Here is a 21,049-nt window from a genome sequence, read left to right as displayed (position 1 = left end):
CATGGAACTATCTCCGCTGTCCCGGCGCCTGCTCCCGTTCCTGCGTCCGGGGGTGGCCTGGATCCTCCCGATGATCTACCTCGTCGTGGGTGGCGCGCTCATCGGACTCGCCGGGACCGCGCCGGTCGAGCGCGGGACGACCGACCAGCTCCCCGCCGGGTACGACGCCACGGAGGTCGCCCGCCTGGTCGACGCCTTCCCATCGGGCCGCGACCAGGTCGCCGTCGTGCTCTTCTCCGCCGACCACCAGCTGACCGCGGCCGAGACCACCGCGGTCGGCGACGTGCTCACCTGGGTGGCGGGCGGTGCGGTGGCGCCGCCCCAGCCCTCCGCCGACGGTACGGCGCTCGTCGGCGTGGTGCCGGTCGCCGAGACCGACGCGGCCCGGCTCGCCGACGACATCGACCGGCTGCGGGCCGACGTCCGCGCGGGCCTGCCGGACGGCGTGCGCGCCGCGGTCACCGGTCCGGCCGCGATCCAGGGGGACCTGGCGCGGGTGTTCGACGGCGCCGACCTCCGGCTGCTGCTGGTGACGGCGTCGGTGGTGGCGGTGCTGCTGATCATCACCTACCGCTCGCCCCTGCTCTGGCTGGTCCCGTTGACGGTCGTCGGCCTCGCGGACCGGCTCGCCGCGGTCGCCGCGACGCACGCGCTGTCGGGGCTCGGGGTCGCCTTCGACGAGTCGACGACCGGGATCCTGTCGGTGCTGGTGTTCGGCGCGGGGACCAACTACGCGCTCCTGCTGATCTCCCGCTACCGCGACGAGCTGCGTCGTACGGCCAGCCGGGGGGAGGCGATGGCGCACGCCTGGGTGCGGACCGGCGAGGCCGTACTGGCCAGTGCCGCGACCGTCGTCGTCGCGCTCCTGGCCCTGCTGCTCTCGGCGTTCCCCACCACCCGCGGGCTCGGGCTGGCCTGCGCGATCGGCGTGGTCGTGGCGGCCGTCGCCGTACTCGTCGTGCTCCCGCTGGCGCTGGTCGTCTTCCCGCGCGGGATCTTCTGGCCGCGCCGGCCCGAGGTCGGGCAGGCCGCTCTGTCGGACGATCGCACGGTGTGGCGCCGGATCGGCGACGCCGTCGCCGCCCGTCCGCTCGCTGCGGCACTGTCCGGGCTGGTCGTCCTCGCGGTGCTGGCGAGCGGCATGCTCGGCATCCGCAGCGGGCTCTCCGAGGCGGACCAGTTCATCGACACCCCCGAGTCGATCACCGCCGCCGCCCGCCTGGCGGAGTCGTTCCCGGCCGGCAGCACCGACCCGGCCGTCGTCCTGACCTCGGACCCGGCCGACGAGGTCGTCGCCGCGGCCGAGGCCACCGAGGGGGTCGAGTCGGTGCGCGAGGCCGGCGAGCACGACGGACGGACCCGCCTCGACGTCGTCCTCGCCCACGCCCCCGGTACGGCGGCCGCGCGGGCCGACGTCGCCTCCCTGCGCGCCGCCCTCGACGACTTCCCCGGCACGCTCGTCGGCGGCACCGACGCCGAGGAGGCCGACATCGCGGCGGCCACGTCGGCCGACCGCGGCCTGATCCTGCCGCTCATCCTCGTCGTGGTGCTGCTCGCGCTCGGGCTGCTCCTGCGCTCGGTGGTCGCGCCGATCGTGCTCGTGGCGACGGTGGTCGCGACGTACCTGGCGGCACTCGGCGCCGGTTGGCTCATCGGCTCGCAGGTCTTCGGCTTCGACCGGCTCGACGTCGGCGTCCCCCTGCAGGCCTTCCTCTTCCTCGTCGCGCTCGGCGTCGACTACAACATCTTCCTCGTCACCCGCGCCGCCGAGGAGGGCCGCCGCCACGGCCCGCGCGAGGGCATGCTCCGGGCGCTCGCGTCGACCGGCGGCGTGATCACCAGCGCGGGCATCCTGCTCGCCGCGGTCTTCGCGGTGCTCGGCGTGCTCCCGCTGGTCGTGCTGGCCCAGCTCGGCATCGTGATCTGCGTCGGCGTCCTGCTCGACACCCTCCTGGTGCGGACGGTGCTGGTGCCCGCGATCGCGATCCGGATGGGGGAGCGGTTCTGGTGGCCGCGGCGGCTCGGCTGAGTCAGGTCCCCTCCGGCTCCTCCGCGCCGTCGTGGTCGAGCACCAGGTAGTGCTCGCGCAGGGCCGCGATGACCGACCGGGCGTGCTCGGGGCCGCGGGTCTCGAGCTGGAGCGCGACGTCGACCTCGCCGAGTCCGTGCCGCGTCGTACGGTCGTGCGCGACCTCGTGCACGTTGACCTCGCAGCGGGCGAGCTCGGCGAGCAGTCCGGCCAGACCGCCGGTGCGGTCGGGGATCCGGACCCGCGCCGACAGGTAGCGCCCCGAGGCCGCGAGGCCGTGCCGGATCACGTTCATCATCAGCAGCGGGTCGATGTTGCCGCCGGACAGGACGGCGACCGCGGGCGTGGTGAATGCCTCGGGCTCGGCGAGCAGGGCGGCGACGGTCACCGCGCCCGCCGGCTCGACGACGAGCTTGGCCCGCTCCATGAGCTGCAGCACGGCGTGGGCGATCTGGTCCTCGCTCACGGTGACGACCCGCTCGACCTCGGCCTGGACGTGGGCGAAGGGCAGCGCTCCAGGGCGGGCCACGGCGATGCCGTCGGCGATCGTGGCCATCCGGTCGAGCGGCACCGGCGCGCCGGACCGCAGCGACGCCGGGTACGCCGCCGCCGCGGCGGCCTGCACCCCGACCACCCGTACGTCGGGCCGCACCGCCCGGATGGCGTGCGCGACCCCGGCCGCCAGCCCGCCGCCACCGATCGGGACGACGACGGTCGCGACCTCCGGGCACTGCTCGAGCAGCTCGAGGCCGAGCGTGCCCTGGCCGGCGACGATGTCGGGGTGGTCGAAGGGGTGGACCAGCGTGGCGCCGGTCTCGGCGGCGTAGGCCTCGGCGTGGGTGAGGGCCTCGTCGATGGTGGCGCCCGCGATCCGCACCTCGGCGCCGTAGCCGCGGGTGGCCTGCTCCTTGGGGATCGAGGCGCCCCGCGGCATGTAGACCACGGCCGGCATGCCGAGCAGCTGGGCGGCGAGCGCGACGCCCTGGGCATGGTTGCCGGCGCTGGCGGCGACGACGCCGGCCCGGCGCTCGTCCGCGCTCAGCCGGGCCATCCGGACGTAGGCACCGCGGATCTTGAACGAGCCGCCGCGCTGGAGGTTCTCGGCCTTGAGCAGCACCGGGCCGCCGAGGATGCCGGAGAGCCAGCGCGACTCCTCGACCGGCGTCCGTACGGCGACGGGCGCGATCAGCCGCTGGGCGGCACGGATGGCGTCGAGGTCGATCACAGCGCCTCCCGCTCGCGCTCGTAGGCACCCCAGGCCGCGGCGAGGCGGTCGACCGCCTCGGTGAGGACCGCGGGTGGGGCGACGAAGGGCAGCCGCAGGTGGTCGTGGTGGCTCTCGTCGGCGCAGAAGATCGGGCCGGGGGAGACGTCGACACCGTGGTGGACCGCGATCCGGGCGAACTCGTGGGCGCTCCCGCGAGGGAGCTGGGTCCACATCGACAGCCCGCCGACCGGCAGCGTGGGGCGCCAGCTCGGCAGCCGCTCGGCCAGCGCGCTGGTGAGCGCGGCGAGGCCGGTCTCCGCGTGGGCGCGGCGGGCGGCGGCCAGCTCGTCGAAGCGGTCGAGCAGGCCGAGCACCACCAGCTGGCTGAGCACCGGCGTGCCGTTGTCGGCGACCGCCTTGAGCCGGGCCAGCCGGTCGATGGTGGGCTCGGAGGAGCGGACCCAGCCGATGCGGAGCCCGGGCCAGACGACCTTGGAGAACGAGCCGACGGTGAGGATCCAGCGGTCCGGCGAGAACGACGCGATCGGCGGGAGCACCGGGGTGTCGCCGAGCTGGAGGCCGGCCAGCGCGATGTTCTCGACCACCGGTACCTGGAGGTCGTGGGCGAGCTCGGCCAGCCGCTTGCGGCGGGCCAGGGTGAGCTGGGCGCCGGTGGGGTTGTGGAAGTCGGGCGTGACCAGCACCAGGTCCGCCTGCGACTTCGCGATCGCGTCGGGGACCAGGTCGACCCGGGCCCCGTGGGCGTCGACGGGCAGCGAGCGGATCTTGGAGCCGTGGGCGGTGAGGGCGTCGAGGGTCCCGGTCCACGTGGGGTTCTCGACCACCACCGGCTCGCGGTTCGGCAGGAAGAGCTGGGCCAGCAGGGTGATCGCCTGGGCCACGCCGGTGGTGATGAGGATCTGGCTCGGGACCGTCGGCAGCCCGGACGCGCTCAGGTGGCCGGCGATCGCGGCCCGCAGCTCGGGGTGCCCGTACGGCAGGTAGCCCATGCCGACGGACCCGGCGCCGAGCGAGAGCGAGCCGAGGGTGTCGGCGACGCCGAGCGGCTCGGTGAAGGCGGCGCTGGCCATGTCGATCAGGGCCGGAGCCGGCTCGCGCGTCGAGCGGAGCAGCCGCTGGACGGGGTAGGAGGAGTAGACCGCGCCGTCGGGGGAGACGCCGAGCGTGTCGCTGCGGGTCGCGACCCAGGTGCCGGCGCCCTGCCGGGCCTCCAGCCAGCCGTCCTGCTTGAGCGCGTCGAGCGCGGCCACGACCGTGGTCCGGCTGACCCCCAGCGCGTCCGCGATCTGGCGCTCGGGAGGGAGCCGGGTGCCCGGGGCCAGGTCGTAGCGCTCGATCGCGGCGCGCACGGCCGCGGCGAGCTGGACGTAGCGGGGCCCGGCGCCGGACGCCCAGGGTCCGAGCACGTCGCCGAGATTGAGGCCCATCATGTGCCTTTCCTCTGCATTTCAATGCCAATATGCGGCAGATTGGATATGTACGAGCAGAGCGTTCCTCCGCAGACTACCTGATATCTGAAATTGGTCACGTAAAGCCAATCCAATATGTCAGAGTCTTGCAATCCAAATCAGACCAACCGGGTTGATTTCCAAGGAGCGGGTTCATGTCTCTCATCGGTTCGCAGAAGGCGTCGCACAGGCTCGGGGAGCGCGACGAATGGGCACACGACGTCGCGACCCGGCTCGGGTCGTCGGCGCACCTGGCGCAGGTGCGCGCCTCGCTCGGCGCCCTCGCCACGGCGAGCGGCTCGCGCCGCGACGTCCTCAAGTGGCTGGGCATCGGCGCCGGTGTCGCGGCCGCGCCGACGCTGCTGGCGGCGTGCGGCAGCGACGCGAGCACCTCGCCGGGCTCGGCGGGGACCGGCATCCCCGACGGGAGTGGCCGCACGCTGTCGGTCTCGGTGTGGGGCGGTGAGACCGAGCGCGCCTTCAAGGAGACCGTCGAGCCGGTCTTCCGCAAGCTCACCGGCGCCAAGGTGCAGTACGACACCGGCTCGGGCGGCGAGCGGTTCAACAAGCTCTTGGCCCAGATCGGCTCGCCGACGGTCGACGTGTTCATCAACTCGGGCGAGAACGTCTACCAGGCCAACCGCCAGGGGCTGCTGACCGACATCGACACCCGGCGCGTCCCGAACGCCGCCGACATCGCCGACTGGGCCAAGCTCTTCCCCTACGGCATCTCCTACGGGCTCGTCGCCTTCGGCCTGACCCGGGCCAAGGGGGTGCCGGCGCTGACGAGCTGGGGCGACCTGTGGCGTCCCGAGCTCGCCGGCCGGCTCGGCCTGCCGGGCATCGGGCACACCCAGATGCCGATGTTCCTGATCATGGCCGCCGAGCTCAACGGCGGCTCGGCCACCGACATCGACCCCGGGCTCAAGGCGCTGGCCAAGCTCGATCCCGCCGTGCTCCAGTACTTCTGGACCGAGTGGGCCGACCGGGCCAAGGGCGGCGAGGTGGACGTCGTCCCCGAGTTCAACTACTCGCTGCTCGGCGCGAACGACGCGGGCGTCGGCTTCTCCTTCGACTTCCCGCAGGAGAAGGCGATCGCCGCCGACAACACGATGGCGATCGTCAAGGGCCGGCCCAACGAGGACCTCGCGCACGTCTTCCTCGACGTCGCCTTCGACGCCGACGTGCAGACCGCCTTCTGCGGAGAGTGGCTGGGCTCGCCGGCCAACACCAAGGCCACGATCGCGCCGAAGGTCGCCGGCAAGGTGCCGCTCGCGTCCGAGATCCTCGACCAGGTCCGGTTCTTCGACCTGGGCGAGATCGCCAACAAGCGGGCCGAGTGGACCGAGCGGCTGAACTCCGAGGTGCTGCCCTCGTGGGAGTGACACCACTGCGGCGGCGTGCGGGCGCGCGGAGGTCGACGAGCCACGTCATCGGCTCGTCGGGCCTGTCCGTGCTGCCCGCCGTCGTCGCCTTCGCCCTCGCCGTGCTGGCGCCGGCGGCGGTCATCTTCCACCAGAGCCTGCAGCCCAACCCGCTGGGCGACCCGAGCGCGGCGCACGAGACGTGGGGCAACTACGACCGGCTGCTGACCGACCCGATCTACCGCGACGTCATGCTGCGCACGCTGCGGGTCAGCGTGATCGGCGGCGTGGCCAGCGTGCTCATCGGGCTCGCGCTGGTGGTCGCGCTGACCGCCTTCCGGCGCCGGGAGGTCAGCTCGGTGTGGCTGTTCCTCCTGGTCGCGCCGATCCTGTCCGGACCGGTGATCACCGTGCTCGGCTGGATGGGGCTCTTCGTGGAGGGCGGCCTCGGCTACCGCGTGGTCAACGCGCTGCGGCCCTTGTGGGGCGGTAGCCCCGGCCGGGTCGCGGAGACCGAGATCGCGATGACGATCGGCACGGTCCACTTCGTCGTCCCGTTCGTGGTGCTCACGCTCTACCCGATCGCGCGCACCGTCTCCAAGGACCTGCTCGAGGCCTCGCTCACCCTCGGGGTCTCGCCGGTACGGACGGTCTTCCGCGTCGTCCTCCCGCTGTGCCGGCCGGGGATCCTCGCCGCCTCGATCGTGGGCCTGGCGATGGCGCTGAGCGCGTTCGTCAACGCCCGGTTCCTCGGCGGCGAGCGCAACCTCGTGCTCACCACGCTGGTGAGCCAGCTCGTCAACACGTTCAACCCGACGCTCGCCGCGGCCAGCTCGGTGCTGCTCGTCGGGCTCGGCCTGCTCCTCGTCGGCATCTACGGCCGGGTCCTCAGCCGCAGCGCCGCGCGCGAGGTGTCCCGATGAGCGCCCGGCCGCGTCGTCGGCGCCAGCAGGGCTGGGCCGCCTGGCGGGTGCTGCGGACGTCGACGATCGTGCTCGGCTTCGCCTTCGTGCTCGGCCCGGTGCTCCCGGTCGTCCTCCAGGCCTTCAACGACTCCCCGACCTTCCCCGACCGGATGCGTGGCTTCACGCTGCACTGGTTCGCCGACCTGCTGACCTACGACGAGTTCATCGACGGCACGCTGACCAGCGCCAAGATCGGGATCGGGGCCACCGCGCTCGCCCTGGTGCTCGGCGTCTCCGCGGCGTTCGCGGTGACCCGGGGACCACGCTGGATGACCGGTGCCGGCGCGACGTCGGTGCTGATGGGGCCGATCGTCGTCCCGCAGATCGTCGTCGGCCTGGCGATCCTCCAGGTCATCAACCAGCTCCAGATCCAGGTCGGCCTGGCTGGTCTGGTGGTGGCGCACGGCGTCTTCGTCGCGCCGTTCGTGATCCGGCTGGTCGCCGGAGCCCTGCAGGCCCAGGGCACGTCGTACGAGGCGACCGCGATGGCGCTCGGCTCGTCGCCGGCGCGGGTGCTGACCACGGTCACGTTCCCGATGCTCCGGCCGGCCCTGATCGCGAGCTCGGTGTTCGCGTTCACGCTGTCGTTCGTCAACGTGCCGCTCTCGCTGTTCCTGGCGCCCTCGGACCAGCGTCCCCTGCCGATCAGCATCTACCAGCAGATGGCCAGCAACCGCACGCCGGTGCTCGCCGCCCTGTCGTTGCTGCTGGCTGTTCTCCTCCTGGTGGCCGCCGCCGCCGTGGAGCGATTCCTACGAGTGAGGTTGCTTCAATGACGGGATCTTCGCAGCGGGTCGCGCTCGCCGGCGTCACGGTCGACTACGGCAAGGGGCCGGTGGTCACCGACCTCGACCTGACCATGGCGCCGGGGGAGATCACCGCGCTGCTCGGGCAGAGCGGGTGCGGCAAGTCGACCACCCTGCGCGCGATCGCCGGTCTGGTCACCCCCACCGCGGGGACCATCCACTTCGGCGACGACGACGTGACGCTCACCCCGCCGTGGCGGCGCGACCTCGGGCTGGTCTTCCAGAACCACGCCCTGTTCCCGCACCTCAGCGTGGCCAAGAACATCGAGTACGGCCTGCGCCGCCGGATGTCCCGGACCGCCCGCCGGCAGCGGGTGGCCGAGATGCTGGCGCTCGTCGGGCTCGAGGAGCTCGCCGAGGTCGAGCCCGGCCAGCTCTCCGGCGGCCAGTCGCAACGGGCGGCGCTCGCCCGGGCCCTCGCCCCCGATCCGCGGATCCTGCTGCTGGACGAGCCGTTCTCGGCGCTCGACGCGAACCTGCGCGACCGGATGCGGGCCGAGGTCGAGTCGATCATCCGCAAGGTCGGCGTCACCACCGTGATGGTCACCCACGACCAGGACGAGGCGATGTCGATGGCCGACCGGGTGGCGGTCATGGCCGACGGGCGGATCCTCGAGGTGGCTCCGCCGGAGGACATCTTCCGGCGCCCGGAGTTCGCCTACACCGCGCGCTTCGTCGGTGCCTCCAACCTGCTCGCCGGGCAGGTGGACCGCTCGGGCGGTGCGCCCCGCTTCCTGGTCGGCGCGACCGCGGTCGCCCTCGCCGAGCCGGCCGGGCGGGCCGAGCCGGCCGCGTCGGCCGAAGTGCCGGGGGCGGCCGCGCTGGCGCTCAAGCCCGAGGACGTGCTGCTCGACCCCGGCGCGAGCGCGGACGTCGTGCTCGACGCGTGCCTGGTGAGCAGCAAGTTCCACGGTCCGATCCGCGACCTGACCTGGCGGGTCCCCGCGCTGGGCGATGTCGTCCTGCGCTCGCGCGTCCCCGCCGGTACGACGGTCCCGGACGTCGGCGGCGCCGGCCGGATCGGCTGGCACGCGGCCTCGGCGACCCTCGTCCACGACCCCGACGGCGGTGCCTCGTGACGGTGACCGGGCCGGCCCTGCTGGACGACGTGTTCGCGCGCCTCGACGACGACCTCGACGCCGCGCTCGCGGTCCTCGCCGAGCACGTCGCCCAGCCGAGCGTGAGCTCGACGGGCGAGGGCGTGCGTGCCGCGGCCGAGCAGCTCCGGGCCCGGATGGAGGCCTGCGGGTTCGCCGGCCGGGTCGTCGAGACCGCCGGCCACCCGGCCGTGGTCGGGCGCCGCCCCGGGCCTCCGGGCGCGCCGCGCCTGGTGTTCTACGGCCACTACGACGTGCAGCCGGCCGCCGCGGCCGACGGCTGGTCGTCGGCACCGTTCGCACCCGAGCAGCGGGACGGACGGGTCTACGGCCGCGGCAGCGCGGACAACAAGGGCCAGCACCTCGCCGTCCTGCACGGCCTGCACGCGCTGCTGGCGGCACACCCCGGTCTCCCGATCGACCTCACGGTGATCGTCGACGGCGAGGAGGAGATCACCTCGCCGTCCCTGGGCCCGGTGCTCGCCGCGCACCGCTCGGCCGTCGGCGCCGACCTGGTCGTCGCCACCGACGGTGCGCTGCACCCCAGCGGCGCGCCGACGGTGGTCCGGGGCTGCCGCGGTCTCGTCTACCTCGACGTGAGCGCCGTCGGTGCCGATCGCGACCTCCACGGCGGCACGTACGGCGGCGCGGTCGACAACGCGCTCACGCTGCTGGTCGGTGCGCTCGCCTCGCTGCACGCGGCCGACGGCACGGTCGCCGTCGCCGGCTTCGCCGACGGCGCGCTCGCGCCCGACCCCGACCCGCGCGACCCGGACGGCCGCCGTCCGGTGCTCGTGCCGCACGTCGGCCTGGCCGGGATCGGTGGCGGCCACCAGGGGCCCGGCATGAAGACGGTCGTCCCGCACCGGGCGCACGCCAAGGTCGAGTGCCGCCTGGTCCCCGGGCAGTCGGCCGTGCGCGTCGGCGCCCTGGTCGCCGCGCACCTGGAGCGGTTCCGCGGGGTGAGCGCGCGCGTCATCGGCGTCACCGAGCCCTACCGGTGCGCGCCCGGCGATCCCGTCCTCGACGAGGTGGCCGCCGCGATCGGCAGTGCCGGGGGAGCGGAGCCCGTGGTGGTGACGTCGCTCGGCGGGACGCTGCCGCTGGCCGTCCTGGCCGAGGGCCTGGACGCCCCGGTCCTGCTGGTGCCGCTCGCCGGTGCCGACCAGAACAACCACGGCGTGGACGAGAACCTCCGCGTCGACGACTTCCGCTACGGGATGCGGGCGGCCGCGGCGATCGCGGCAGCCGTGGCCCGGCGGAGCGAGGAGGAGCAGCGGTGAAGATCGGGATCGGCTACCCCCAGGCGCTCGACCCGAGCGCGGCGCTCGCGCTGGTCGAGGACGCCGACCGGGCGGGCCTCGACAGCGTGTGGATCGCGGAGAACCCCTATTGGCCGGGAGCGTTCGCCACGGCCGGCGCGGTCGCCGCTCGCTCGCGGCGCATCGAGATCGGGATCGGCGTGGTCAGCGCGTTCACCCGCTCGCCGGCCGTGATCGCGATGGAGGCCGGCCAGGTGCAGCGGCTCTCGGGCGGCCGGCTGGTGCTCGGGCTCGGTGTCGGTGGTCCGCGGGTGCTGGAGGACCTCGGCGTCAGCGTCGCCCAGCCGGTCGCGGCGCTCGAGGAGACGCTCGTCGTCCTGCGTGCGCTCTTCGGCGACGGCATCGCGGCGCACGAGGGGCCCGTGCACCGGCTGCGCGACGTCCGGCTGTCGTTCCCCGTCGAGGCGCCGCCGCTGGTGGTGGGCACGATCGGCCCCCGGATGCTCGCGATGACCGCCGCGACGGCCGACGGTGTCGTGATCTCGGCGCACGTCCCGACCGCCGAGATCGAGCGGATCGCGCGCGAGCACCGGGCGGCCGAGCGGCCGGGGACGCGGGGACGGATCACCGCCTTCGTCGCCGCCGCGCTGGACGACGACCCCGACCGGGCCCGCGCCCGGCTCAAGCCCGACCTGGCCGCGACCATGGTGCGCCTGCTGCGCATCCCGTCGCTGCAGCCGGTGCTCACCGCCGGCGACCTCACGCCCGACGACCTGGCGGCGACCGCCGCCTGTGCCCGCGAGGACCGGCCCGGCGAGGTCGCCGACCGGGTCGTCGACGAGCTCTGCCTGGCCGGCGACGCCACCGCGGTCGCGGCCCGGCTGCGCCGGCTGGCCGACGCCGGTGTCGACGAGGTCGTCCTGCTGCAGGCGGCCGAGAACCCCGGATTCACCGCGCACCTGGCCGCCCTGGCCGCGTGCGCGCGCGAGATGCGATGAACCCCCGAGAAGGAGAAGAAGACATGGAGTCCCTCGACCTGCCCGACCGCTACGCCGGCCTCGACCTCGTGGTGGAGGGAGGCACGGACGACGAGCGGCACGCGCTGCTCGTGGCGTACCACACCTACATGGTCGCCAACGACCACCTCGACTTCGGGCTGCTCTCGACGGTCTGGCACGCCGGTGCCGAGCACCTCTTCTTCAACACCAACGGGCACACCTACGAGGGGCTCGCGGACTGGGAGAACATCTGGAACTTCTACCGGCCGCAGTTCGAGCTGGTCTCGCCGTACCTGCCCGGGCGGCTGCGGGTCGGGATCGAGGGCGACCTCGCCTTCATCGCCTCCGACCGGGTGACCCGGTTCAAGCGCTGGGTCGGCGGCGACCTGAAGCACAACCCGGCCGCCTACCGCAGCACGCTCGTGCTGCGTCGCGGGGACGACGGGTGGCGCGTGGTGCACGCGCACTTCTCCACCGAGGACGAGGGCCTGCGCCCCGATCGCGACCCCGCCGGGGCGCCGGCATGACCTTCTCCGTCGTCGCCAGGGACCCGGGCTCTGGCTGCTTCGGTGTCGCCATCGCCACGGCCCGGCCGAGTGTCGGCGCCCGCTCGGCCTTCGCCCGGCCCGGCAGCGGCGCCTGCGCGACCCAGGCGATCGTCAACCCGGCGCTCGCCGGCGGTGCGCTCGCCGCGCTCGCAGGCGGGGACGGCGCGACGTCCGCGCTCGCCTCGGCGCTGGCGACCGATCCCGACGCCGCCCGGCGACAGGTCCTGCTGGCCGGACCGGACGGCACCGCCGCGCACACCGGCGCCGAGGTGGCCGGCTGGGCCGGTCACCTCACCGGGACCGATGTCGTCGTCGGCGGCAACCTGCTGGCCGGCGCGGAGCCGCTGCACGCGATGCTCGCGGCCTTCGAGGAGACGCCCGGCGAGCTCGCCGACCGGCTGCTCGCGGCCCTGGCGGCGGGCGACGCCGCGGGCGGCGACCGCCGGGGACGCGAGTCCGCGGCGCTCCTTGTCGTCGACACCCGGGCCTGGCCCGCCGTCGACCTCCGGGTCGACCACGACCCCGACCCGGTGACCCGGCTCGGCGCGCTGCTCCCGCGCTGGCGCGCCCACTGGACGGCGTACGACGTGACGGGCGCGTTCGTCCCGGCCGACCCGCCCGGGCAGCCCGGCCGGCGTCCGGCGGTGACCCCGTGACGGCGCTGCACGAGCTGACCGCGGAGGCCGCCGCTGCCGAGATCCGGGCCCGGCGGCTCTCGCCGGTCGAGCTCGTCGACGCGGTCCTCGACCGGATCGAGCGGCTCGACCCCGCGCTGTCCTGCTTCGTGAGCGTCGACGCGGAGGCCGCCCGCGCGGCGGCCCGTGCGGCCGAGGCGGCGGTGGTGGCCGGCGACGAGCTCGGCGCGCTGCACGGCGTCCCCTGCTCGGTCAAGGACCTCATCGACGTCCAGGGGCTGCCGACCTCGCGCGGTGCCCTGCCCTTCGCCGGCCGGGTCGCCCAGGCCGACGCCCCCGCCGCGACGTTGGTACGACGAGCAGGCGCGATCTGCGTCGGCAAGACGACGACGCCGGAGTTCGGCTGGTCCTTCGTCACCTCCAGCCCGGTCTCGGGCAGCACCGTCAACCCGTGGTGCCCGACCCGGACCGCGGGCGGGTCCTCCGGAGGCGCGGGCGCGGCACTCGCTGCCGGGCTCGGTCCGCTCGCCGTCGCCACCGACGGCGGCGGCTCGATCCGGCTGCCGGCCGCCTTCACCGGGGTGGTCGGCCTCAAGCCGACGAGCGGGCGGGTGCCGACCTATCCGCCCAGCGACCTGGGCACGCTCGGCCACCTCGGGCCGATGGCGCGCAGCGTGCGCGACGTCGCCCGGCTGCTCGACGTCCTCACCGGGCACACCGGGAGCGAGCCCGGGCCGGCGCTGCGCGCGTGCGGACGGCCGGTCGAGCACCTGCGGATCGGCTACGCGCCGACCATCAACGGGGCACCCGTCGACCCGGAGGTCCGCGAGGTCGTCGAGACCTGGGTCGCCGACCTGGTCGGCGCAGGAGTCGCGGTGACCGCCTTCGACCTGGTCGTCGACGGGGTCGAGGACACCTGGGACCGGCTCTACGCCCAGTCCATCGCCCGCCAGGTCGACGCCCTGGCACCGGCCGACCGCGCGCTGCTCAGCCCCGAGCTCCGCTCGTTCGTCGACTCCACCCGCGGGCTGCCCCGCAGCGCCGGTCCCGACGCCGAGCTCGCCCGGCGCGCGGTGGTCGCGCAGGGCGACGCCCTGCTGCGCGAGTACGACCTGGTGATCACCCCCACCACCAGCACCGTCGCCTTCGACGCGGGGCTGGCCCACCCGGGCACCGTGGCCGGTCAGCCGGTCGGGCTCACCGACTGGACCCGGCTCACCCAGGTCTGGAACCTGACCGGCTTCCCGGCGATCTCGCTGCCGGCCGGGACGGCGTCCGACGGCCTGCCGGTCGGCGTCCAGGTCGCCGGACCGCCCCAGGGCGACGGCGTGCTGCTCGCCCTGGCCGCGTTCGCCGAGCGCGCCCTGGGCCCGCGGCTGCCGGCGCGCGTCGCCGGCTGAGCCGCAGCGGAGATGACGAGACCCCCGCCGGGATCCGGCGGGGGTCTCGTGCTCGGTGGGCAGGGGCGGGGTCGAACCGCCGACCTATCACTTTTCAGGCGATCGCTCGTACCAACTGAGCTACCTGCCCGAGCAGTCGCCTACCCTACCGGAGGGTGCCGCGTCGTACGAAAGCGGCGGCGACATGTGGACCTCGCGCGACCTAGGCTGGGCCGATGACAGCGCCTGCCGAGGCCGTCCTCCGACCTCTTCGCGAGTCCGACGCCGAGCGGATGGCGCGCCTGCACGTCGCGGGCTGGCGGAACGCGGCGGCCTCCTCGCCCTCGGCCACCACGGTCGCCGAGCACGACGGTGACCTCGTCGGCTTCGTGTCGGTGGGACCGGGGCGCGACGAGGACCTGGACCTCGAGGTCGAGCTGTGGGCGCTCTACGCCCGCGCGGCCTGGTGGGGACGCGGGCTCGGGCACCGGATGCTCACGCACGCCCTCGCCGCGCGGGCGTCGTACCTGTGGGTGCTCGACGGGAACGAGCGGGCGACGGCCTTCTACCGGCGGCAGGGGTTCGTCGCCGACGGCACCGAGCGCCACGAGCCCGAGGGCCGTGAGCTCCGCATGGTGCGCCGCTAGGCCGGCCCCGGGGTTCAGCCGAAGCAGAGCCACAGCCCCAGCAGCGTCGGCAGGACGCCGAGCGCGAGCCACGGGCTGAGCGGGCTGCGCCGGTGGATCACCAGGCCCGCGGCGACGGCGATGACGCCGAAGCCGCCGGCGATGACGTTGAGGCCGATCCGGGCGGCGGTCGCCGAGTCCGGGGTCTCCAGGGCGGCGAACACGATGCCGAGCGCCAGGTGGGAGATCGTGAACACGGCCAGCGTCGAGGACACCCAGCGCTGGGTGTGGGTCAGCGAGCGGTCGTTGACGGGCCGGACCGGATGGGCCGGGTCCATCAGGTGGCGGCGGCGGGGTGCGGTCGAGGCGGGCACGGCTCAGACCTCCACGGGGACGCCGACCAGCGACCCGTACTCGACCCACGAGCCGTCGTAGTTGCGGACGTCGGGCAACCCGAGCAGTTCGTGCAGCACGAACCACGTGTGCGCGCTGCGCTCGCCCACCCGGCAGTAGACGGTCACGGGGGAGCCGTCGAGCGGGAGCCCGGCGTCGCCGTACAGGGCGCGGAGCTGGTCGTCGGGCAGGAAGGTGCCGTCCTCGGCCGCCGCCCGCGACCACGGGACGTTGACCGCGGTCGGGATGTGGCCCGGCACCTGCGGCAGCTCCTGCGGGAAGTGCGCCGGGGCGAGGATCTCGCCGCTGAACTCCGCGGGGGAGCGGACGTCGACCAGGGCGCGGACGCCGATCGCGGCGATGACGTCGTCGCGGAAGGCGCGCAGCGCGGGGTCGGCCGGCCCGGCGGCGTACGACGTCGGGGGCAGGGCGACCGGCTGGGTGGTGAGCGGGCGCTGCTCGAGCTCCCACTTCTTGCGGCCGCCGTCGAGCAGCCGCACGTCGCGGTGCCCGTAGAGCTTGAAGGTCCAGTAGGCGTAGGCCGCGAACCAGTTGTTGTCGCCGCCGTAGAGCACGACGGTGTCGTCGTTCGCGACGCCCTTGGCCGAGAGCAGCGCGGCGAAGGCGTCGGCGTCGACGACGTCGCGGCGCACGGGGTGGCCGAGGTCGTGGCGCCAGTCGAGCCCGATCGCGCCGGGGACGTGGTCGATGCCGTGGCGGGTCGCGTCCTCGTCGACCTCGATCACGACCAGGCCGGGCCGGCCGAGCTGCTGCTCGAGCCAGGCGCCGTCCACGAGTACGTCGGAGCGGGCCATGGTGTCCTCCTGAGTGCTTGCCGCACCAATAGTTGGGGTACTAAGTATTGCTAGACTAACGATCGTGGCAAGCAACGAGAAATCCGGTCCGGGCACCGAGCACCCCCTGGCCGGGATCGACGACCCGCTGGCCCTCGAGCAGCAGGTCTGCTTCGCGCTCGCGGTCGCCTCGCGCAGTGTCATCGCGGTCTACAAGCCGCTCCTCGAGCCGCTCGGCCTGACCCACCCGCAATACCTCGTGATGCTCGCCCTGTGGGGATCGGAGCCGCTCAAGGTCGCCGACCTCAGCCGCCTCCTCCAGCTCGACCCGGGCACCCTGTCGCCGCTGCTCAAGCGGCTCGAGGCGATCGGCTACCTCCGCCGCGCGCGCGACCCCCGCGACGAGCGCGCGCTGGCCGTCGTCCTGACCGAGCGCGGGCGGGACCTGCGCGCGGAGGCCGAGAAGGTGCCGCCCGCCATCGTCGAGCGCCTCGGCATCGACGTCGCCGAGCTGCTCACCCTGCACCGCCGGCTCACCGAGGTGATCGCCGCGGCCAACGCCGCCAACGGCGCCCCGACCTCGCGCTGAGGGGAGCCGAGGGGATGCGCGGGCCCCGGCCGAGGGGCACTATGCTGGCCCGGCTGCGGGGGATCCGTCCTCCTCGGTGGGCCCCCATCGTCTAGCGGCCTAGGACACCGCCCTTTCACGGCGGGTACGCCGGTTCGAATCCGGTTGGGGGTACGGGGTGCGTCCCGATTGGGAGCCGCACACCGCCATGGGTTAGAGTTCCATCCGCTTCGCCCGCCAGGGAGAAGCAAGCCAGGCCCCGTAGCGCAGTTGGTTAGCGCGCCGCCCTGTCACGGCGGAGGCCGCGGGTTCGAGTCCCGTCGGGGTCGCAGAGAGCAAGCCCGGACCACCAGGTCCGGGCTTGCTGCGTTTTGTCGCCCGGCACAATGAACCTGTGCCGGTCGAGATGAGTCCCGAGGAGTTCGACGCGCTGGTGGACACCGCGCTCGACGAGATCCCCGACGAGCTCGCCGGGCTGGTCCGCAATGTCGTGGTCCTCGTCGAGGAGGAGCCGCCCGAGGGCGAGCCCGACGACCTCCTCGGCCTGTACGACGGCGTGGCGCTCACCGAGCGCGACGGGTCGCTGCTGCCGCACCTGCCCGACCGGATCTTCCTGTTCCGCGGCCCGCTGCTCGACATGTGCGACGACGAGGAGGACCTCGCCAACGAGGTCCGGATCACCGTCGTCCACGAGGTCGCGCACCACTTCGGCATCGACGACGCCCGGCTGCACGACCTCGGCTACGCCTGAGCGAGCGCGAACCCCAGCGCGCAGGCGGCCAGGCCGAGCACGATCGTCGTCGCCGCGTATGCCATACCGCGGGCGGGGCCGAGGTCGCGGGTCTGCACCGCGAGCGAGGAGTAGGTCGAGAGCCCGCCGCAGAAGCCGGTGCCGACCAGGGCGAGCGCCGAGCCGGCGACCGACCAGCCGACGCACGCGCCGAGGACCAGGCTGGCGACGAGGTTGGCGGTGAGCGTGCCGTGGTGCCAGCGGCCGTCGAGGCGCTGGCCGAGGTAGTAGCGCAGCGGGGCGCCCACGGCGGCGCCGAGCGCCACGAGGAGCGCGCTCACCGCTCGTCCTCCGCGGGCAGGGGCGGCGCGAGCCGGCCGACCAGGGTGACGGCGACCAAGCACGAGGCGAGCGTCCCGAGCAGGTAGGCCAGGGCCAGCCCGGTGCGCCCGGACGCGAGCAGGGCCCGGCCCTGCTCGGAGGTCGCGGAGAAGGTCGTGTAGCCGCCGAGCACGCCGGGGCCGAGCGCCGCGGCCCACGCCGGCGAGCGGCGGGCGAGCGGGAGCAGCAGGAGGGCGGCGAGGAGGGCCGAGCCGGAGACGTTGATCGCGAAGGTGGTCCACGGGAAGCCGGAGCCGTCGTGGACGAGCTCGGTGGCGGTGTACCGGGCGACGGCGCCGACCGCTCCGCCCGCGGCGACCGCCAGGAGCAGGCGCGGAGAAGGGGTCACGCCGGGTGATCCTAGAGAGCGCGCGAGGGGGCTCCGGAGCCGGCGCTGCCCTGCCAGGCGACCGGGGGAGCGCCGACGGACTGACGCCGGAACTCGCCGAGGAACCAGATCTGGAAGGCGCGCTGGTCCTGGGTACGGGGCGCGGTCAGGAGCCGCTGGGCCCGGCTGAACTCGTCGGCGGCGTCGAGCAGGTCGATCAGCCCGCCGATCTGGCGGGCGACCTCGCGCGGCATCCGCAGCCGCAGGTCGACGGCGTTGCGGCCGGCCTCGTGGGCCCCGTCGACCTGCTCGCGGCCCATGTTGGAGCGCAGCGGGCGCTCGAGCGCGTCGAAGTGCTCGGAGAGCACCTTGGCCAGGGGGTAGTCGTCCTCGTGGGCGAGGGCGAGCAGCCGGATCTCGCGGCGCAGGTCGCGGTAGTGGCGCTGGAAGCGGCCGAACTCGACGACCGGGACGCCGTTGATCTGCACCGCGACCTCGCCGACCCGGGTGTGGTCCTCGGCGAGGGGCGGGATGCTGTGGGTGAGCTGGTACGGCGCGCCGCCGGTCTCGGAGAGCTCGTCGGAGGGCTCGAACCAGACCGCCTTGCCGTCCTCCTCGATCTCCGCGCCCCAGGCCAGGGAGGCCCGGGCGACGATGTCGAGGCCGCGCCCGACGGTGGTCAGCGCGGCGAGCTGCTCCTCGTCGAGGGCGTCGAAGGCGTCGAGGTCGAAGGCGTCGATGTCGAAGCCGCCGGCCTGGGTCGAGGGCTGCGGGGCGATCGTGGAGCCGTCGTGGACCTCGAAGCGCGGGTGGTCGGCGGTGCCGCTCAGGTGCAGGCGCACCGGCGGGGTGCCGTGCAGGACCGCGTTGGTGACCAGCTCGGAGACGGCGAGCTCGGCGCAGTCGGCGATGTCGTCGCGGCCGATCTGCACGCAGGTCTGGACCACCCAGCGTCGTGCGTCGTGCACGATGCGTGGCCCGGGGGCCAGGTCCAGGGTCTGCCGGTGCTGCACGGATGCGCCTCGCTGGGTGTGTCAGCCGGTGGGGGTCGTGGTCTCGCGGATGGTCCCATGATCGACGAGGTGCCGATCCCGGGTGGGATACCCCGCCGTGCACTCCCCTAAACCAACGTCCTCGACCGAGTTCGGTGACGGCCGGAACGAGCCCTCGGGGGTGCTCCCGGGCAGTGTGACCGACCAGACCGCGACCTCGGATTGGGGCCCGCGGACCGGACGCGGAAGAATGGCCTCCAGAGGACCTGCCAGCGTCGTCACCCGAAGTGCCCAGGAGGAAGAAAGTCATGGCAGCAGGCGACACCCAGCCGGAACTGCCCGATCGCGTGATCGTCCCCCGGTCCGACCGCCATCAGGTGGTCGTCATCGGCTCCGGGTTCGGCGGGCTCTTCGGCACCAAGCAGCTGCGCAAGGCGAACGTCGACATCACGATGATCGCCAAGACCACCCACCACCTCTTCCAGCCACTGCTCTACCAAGTGGCCACCGGCATCCTCTCCGAGGGTGAGATCGCGCCCCCGACGCGTGAGGTGCTGGCGAACCAGAAGAACGCCCAGGTGCTGCTCGGCGAGGTCACCGGCATCGACCTCGAGAGCCGCCTGATCACCTCCCACGTCCTGGGCCGCGAGCTCGTGACGCCGTACGACTCGCTGATCGTGGCGGCCGGCGCGGGCCAGTCCTACTTCGGCAACGACCACTTCGCCGAGTTCGCGCCCGGTATGAAGAGCATCGACGACGCCCTCGAGCTGCGCGGCCGGATCTTCGGCGCCTTCGAGATGGCCGAGCTCGCCGCCGCCCGCGGTGAGAACGTCGACCACCTGCTCACGTTCGTCGTCGTCGGTGCCGGCCCGACCGGCGTCGAGATGGCCGGCCAGATCGCCGAGCTCGCGCACCGCACGCTGACCCGCGACTTCCGCGCGATCAGCTCGCGCCACGCGCGCGTCATCCTCGTCGACGCGGCGCCCCAGGTGCTGCCGCCGTTCGGCGCCAAGCTCGGCAAGTGGACCCAGGAGCGCCTGGAGAAGCTCGGCGTCGAGGTCATGCTCGGCGCGCTGGTCTCCCAGGTCGACGAGCGCGGCCTGACCGTCAAGTACAAGGACGGCAGCGAGAAGCGCATCGACGCCGTGGCCAAGGTGTGGGCCGCCGGCGTCCAGGCCAACCCGCTCGGCAAGCAGCTCTCCGCCCAGACCGGTGCCCCGCTCGACCGGGCCGGCCGGATCTCGGTCAACCCCGACCTCACGCTCCCGGGCTACCCCGAGGTGTTCGTGGTCGGCGACATGATCTCGCTCGACAACCTCCCGGGTGTCGCGCAGGTCGCGATCCAGGGGGCGAAGTACGCCGCCAAGGAGATCGACGGCCGGCTCCAGGGCAAGCCCGCGCAGCCGCCGTTCAAGTACTTCGACAAGGGCTCGATGGCGATCATCAGCCGGTTCCGCGCGGTCGCGATGGTCGGCAAGCTGCGGATCACCGGCATCCTCGCCTGGCTGATGTGGCTCGTCGTCCACCTCTTCTACCTGACCGGCTTCAAGAACCGGGTCACCGCGGTGCTGCGCTGGGCCGTCTCGTTCCTGGGCAAGGGCCGCTCGGAGCGGACCTCGACCGAGCAGCAGATCTTCGCCCGGGTGGCGCTCCAGCGCCTCGCGCGCGGCGCCACGGACCTGGTCTCCCAGCCCGGTGAGTTCGACGAGTCGCAGCGCCGTGCCGAGCTCGAGGCCCAGGCCGCCGAGGAGGCGCGCCTGAGCGACGAGAACAAGCGCGGCGTCAAGGTCGGCGGCTGAGGCTCTCGCGCACGGCGCGGGGGAGGATGAAGACGCCCTCGGCCTCGGCGGTCACGCCGTCGGGGCCGATCATCCGGGCCTTGGCCCAGGTCTTGATCCCGTCCTCGCGATCGATCCACGCCTCGACCCGCAGGTCGCCCAGCGGCGTGCCCTGCCGGTAGACCAGCGTCAGCGTCCCGGTCATCCCGGGGCGCCCGGCCGCGCCGACCGAGTGGCCCAGCACCTGGTCGAGGATGAGCGCGACCACGCCGCCGTGGACCAGTCCCGGCGGGCCCTCGTACGCCGGGCCGCAGTGGAAGTCGGTCTCGGCGCGCCCGTCGGGGCGGCTGTGCACCTCTAGCGGCGGCGCGATCGGGTTGCGCAGCCCGATCACCGGGTTGCCCCACGGACGCCGGCGCCCGGCGGTGAGGTGCTCCTGGCCGAGCGTCTGGGTCCGGCGTACCTTGCGCAGCCGGGCGACCGCCGCCTCGACGTCGGCCTGGGCCGCGCGGACCTCGGCCTCGTCGACGTCCGACATCACGCACAGGTCGACGAGCTCGCGCGCGGCCTCGGCGAGCGGACGCCACACGGCGGCCTCCTCCTCGACCACGGAGGCGGGGGTGTCGTCGGCGGCGAAGGGCCAGTTCATGAGGGCAGACTAGAACAAGTTCTCGTTTCGGGGGTGGCCGCTCCGACGTGG

General features: G+C 74.0%; 22 protein-coding genes and 3 tRNA genes. 16 read left to right on the top strand and 9 right to left on the bottom strand.

The features are described 5' to 3' along the window. The first annotated feature begins 1 nt into the window (after nt 1). Complete coding sequence (locus tag M0M48_RS19730; protein WP_257752435.1) at nt 2-2,029, top strand: MMPL family transporter; 2,028 nt, start codon at nt 2-4, stop codon at nt 2,027-2,029. Nucleotide 2,030: 1 nt separating this feature from the next. On the opposite strand, the gene ilvA is transcribed toward M0M48_RS19730, so the two are convergent. Both ilvA and M0M48_RS19720 read right to left on the bottom strand, forming a co-directional pair. After that, nucleotides 2,031-3,254: a threonine ammonia-lyase gene (ilvA, locus tag M0M48_RS19725; protein WP_257752434.1), complete on the bottom strand. Its 1,224-nt coding sequence runs from the start codon at nt 3,252-3,254 to the stop codon at nt 2,031-2,033. Next, complete coding sequence (locus M0M48_RS19720) at nt 3,251-4,687, bottom strand: aminotransferase-like domain-containing protein (RefSeq protein ID WP_215814264.1); 1,437 nt, start codon at nt 4,685-4,687, stop codon at nt 3,251-3,253. The genes ilvA and M0M48_RS19720 overlap by 4 nt, the downstream gene beginning before the upstream one ends. Nucleotides 4,688-4,860: 173 nt before the next feature. Between M0M48_RS19720 and M0M48_RS19715 the strand changes: the two genes are divergently transcribed. From M0M48_RS19715 to M0M48_RS19675, 9 genes are read left to right on the top strand one after another with little or no spacing between them, the layout of a single operon-like run. After that, nucleotides 4,861-6,090: an extracellular solute-binding protein gene (locus tag M0M48_RS19715; protein ID WP_215814265.1), complete on the top strand. Its 1,230-nt coding sequence runs from the start codon at nt 4,861-4,863 to the stop codon at nt 6,088-6,090. After that, nucleotides 6,081-6,992 (top strand): ABC transporter permease, encoded by a 912-nt coding sequence (locus tag M0M48_RS19710; RefSeq protein WP_215814266.1) that lies wholly within the window; start codon nt 6,081-6,083, stop codon nt 6,990-6,992. Before M0M48_RS19715 ends, M0M48_RS19710 begins: the two co-directional genes overlap by 10 nt. After that, a complete protein-coding gene (locus tag M0M48_RS19705; RefSeq protein ID WP_257752432.1) occupies nt 6,989-7,810 on the top strand; it encodes an ABC transporter permease in 822 nt (273 codons plus the stop codon). The genes M0M48_RS19710 and M0M48_RS19705 overlap by 4 nt, the downstream gene beginning before the upstream one ends. Next, nucleotides 7,807-8,919: an ABC transporter ATP-binding protein gene (locus tag M0M48_RS19700; protein ID WP_257752431.1), complete on the top strand. Its 1,113-nt coding sequence runs from the start codon at nt 7,807-7,809 to the stop codon at nt 8,917-8,919. Before M0M48_RS19705 ends, M0M48_RS19700 begins: the two co-directional genes overlap by 4 nt. After that, on the top strand, nt 8,916-10,220 hold the full coding sequence (locus tag M0M48_RS19695) for a M20/M25/M40 family metallo-hydrolase (RefSeq protein WP_257759259.1): 1,305 nt from the start codon (nt 8,916-8,918) through the stop codon (nt 10,218-10,220). The genes M0M48_RS19700 and M0M48_RS19695 overlap by 4 nt, the downstream gene beginning before the upstream one ends. Beyond that, the gene (locus tag M0M48_RS19690; protein WP_257752428.1) at nt 10,217-11,197 is read left to right on the top strand and encodes an LLM class flavin-dependent oxidoreductase; all 981 of its coding nucleotides are present in this window, start codon (nt 10,217-10,219) and stop codon (nt 11,195-11,197) included. Before M0M48_RS19695 ends, M0M48_RS19690 begins: the two co-directional genes overlap by 4 nt. A gap of 23 nt (nt 11,198-11,220) precedes the next feature. Next, nucleotides 11,221-11,724 (top strand): nuclear transport factor 2 family protein, encoded by a 504-nt coding sequence (locus M0M48_RS19685; RefSeq protein WP_215814271.1) that lies wholly within the window; start codon nt 11,221-11,223, stop codon nt 11,722-11,724. After that, nucleotides 11,721-12,401, top strand: a complete 681-nt coding sequence (locus M0M48_RS19680) for a DUF1028 domain-containing protein (protein WP_257752426.1) — start codon at nt 11,721-11,723, stop codon at nt 12,399-12,401. Before M0M48_RS19685 ends, M0M48_RS19680 begins: the two co-directional genes overlap by 4 nt. Continuing rightward, the gene (locus M0M48_RS19675; protein ID WP_257752425.1) at nt 12,398-13,780 is read left to right on the top strand and encodes an amidase; all 1,383 of its coding nucleotides are present in this window, start codon (nt 12,398-12,400) and stop codon (nt 13,778-13,780) included. Before M0M48_RS19680 ends, M0M48_RS19675 begins: the two co-directional genes overlap by 4 nt. Nucleotides 13,781-13,836: 56 nt before the next feature. On the opposite strand, the gene M0M48_RS19670 is transcribed toward M0M48_RS19675, so the two are convergent. After that, nucleotides 13,837-13,910: transfer RNA gene (locus M0M48_RS19670), tRNA-Phe, on the bottom strand. A gap of 85 nt (nt 13,911-13,995) precedes the next feature. Here M0M48_RS19670 and M0M48_RS19665 point away from each other — a divergent pair. Next, on the top strand, nt 13,996-14,406 hold the full coding sequence (locus M0M48_RS19665; RefSeq protein WP_257752424.1) for a GNAT family N-acetyltransferase: 411 nt from the start codon (nt 13,996-13,998) through the stop codon (nt 14,404-14,406). A gap of 14 nt (nt 14,407-14,420) precedes the next feature. On the opposite strand, the gene M0M48_RS19660 is transcribed toward M0M48_RS19665, so the two are convergent. Further along, nucleotides 14,421-14,759: a hypothetical protein gene (locus tag M0M48_RS19660; protein ID WP_257752422.1), complete on the bottom strand. Its 339-nt coding sequence runs from the start codon at nt 14,757-14,759 to the stop codon at nt 14,421-14,423. A gap of 3 nt (nt 14,760-14,762) precedes the next feature. Further along, nucleotides 14,763-15,593, bottom strand: a complete 831-nt coding sequence (locus M0M48_RS19655; RefSeq protein ID WP_257752421.1) for a sulfurtransferase — start codon at nt 15,591-15,593, stop codon at nt 14,763-14,765. A gap of 64 nt (nt 15,594-15,657) precedes the next feature. On the opposite strand from M0M48_RS19655, the gene M0M48_RS19650 reads away from it, so the two are divergent. The 4 genes from M0M48_RS19650 to M0M48_RS19635 all read left to right on the top strand — a co-directional run bounded on the left by M0M48_RS19650 (nt 15,658) and on the right by M0M48_RS19635 (nt 16,891). Beyond that, entirely contained in the window at nt 15,658-16,161 is a 504-nt protein-coding gene (locus tag M0M48_RS19650) for a MarR family winged helix-turn-helix transcriptional regulator (protein WP_257752420.1), read from the top strand. An 80-nt stretch (nt 16,162-16,241) separates the two neighbouring features. Then, nucleotides 16,242-16,314, top strand: a tRNA-Glu gene (locus tag M0M48_RS19645). An 81-nt stretch (nt 16,315-16,395) separates the two neighbouring features. Continuing rightward, nucleotides 16,396-16,469 (top strand) — tRNA-Asp (locus tag M0M48_RS19640). A gap of 65 nt (nt 16,470-16,534) precedes the next feature. Further along, nucleotides 16,535-16,891 (top strand): metallopeptidase family protein, encoded by a 357-nt coding sequence (locus M0M48_RS19635; RefSeq protein ID WP_257752419.1) that lies wholly within the window; start codon nt 16,535-16,537, stop codon nt 16,889-16,891. On the opposite strand, the gene M0M48_RS19630 is transcribed toward M0M48_RS19635, so the two are convergent. From M0M48_RS19630 to M0M48_RS19620, 3 genes are read right to left on the bottom strand one after another with little or no spacing between them, the layout of a single operon-like run. Then, entirely contained in the window at nt 16,882-17,211 is a 330-nt protein-coding gene (locus M0M48_RS19630) for a fluoride efflux transporter FluC (RefSeq protein ID WP_257752417.1), read from the bottom strand. The genes M0M48_RS19635 and M0M48_RS19630 overlap by 10 nt on opposite strands. Continuing rightward, nucleotides 17,208-17,600 carry a fluoride efflux transporter FluC gene (locus tag M0M48_RS19625; protein WP_257752416.1) on the bottom strand — a complete coding sequence of 131 codons (393 nt, stop codon included), beginning with the start codon at nt 17,598-17,600 and terminating at the stop codon, nt 17,208-17,210. Before M0M48_RS19625 ends, M0M48_RS19630 begins: the two co-directional genes overlap by 4 nt. A gap of 11 nt (nt 17,601-17,611) precedes the next feature. Beyond that, nucleotides 17,612-18,592, bottom strand: a complete 981-nt coding sequence (locus tag M0M48_RS19620) for an ATP-binding protein (protein WP_257752415.1) — start codon at nt 18,590-18,592, stop codon at nt 17,612-17,614. Between the two features lie 287 nt (nt 18,593-18,879). On the opposite strand from M0M48_RS19620, the gene M0M48_RS19615 reads away from it, so the two are divergent. Continuing rightward, a complete protein-coding gene (locus M0M48_RS19615) occupies nt 18,880-20,370 on the top strand; it encodes an NAD(P)/FAD-dependent oxidoreductase (protein WP_215814280.1) in 1,491 nt (496 codons plus the stop codon). Here the strand turns inward: M0M48_RS19615 and M0M48_RS19610 are convergent. After that, nucleotides 20,354-20,998, bottom strand: a complete 645-nt coding sequence (locus M0M48_RS19610; protein WP_257752414.1) for a PaaI family thioesterase — start codon at nt 20,996-20,998, stop codon at nt 20,354-20,356. The two genes, M0M48_RS19615 and M0M48_RS19610, sit on opposite strands and share 17 nt — an antisense overlap. Between the last annotated feature and the right edge of the window lie 51 nt (nt 20,999-21,049).

Source organism: Pimelobacter simplex (assembly GCF_024662235.1).
Classification (GTDB): domain Bacteria; phylum Actinomycetota; class Actinomycetes; order Propionibacteriales; family Nocardioidaceae; genus Nocardioides.
This window is presented reverse-complemented; position numbering and strand designations above follow the sequence as displayed.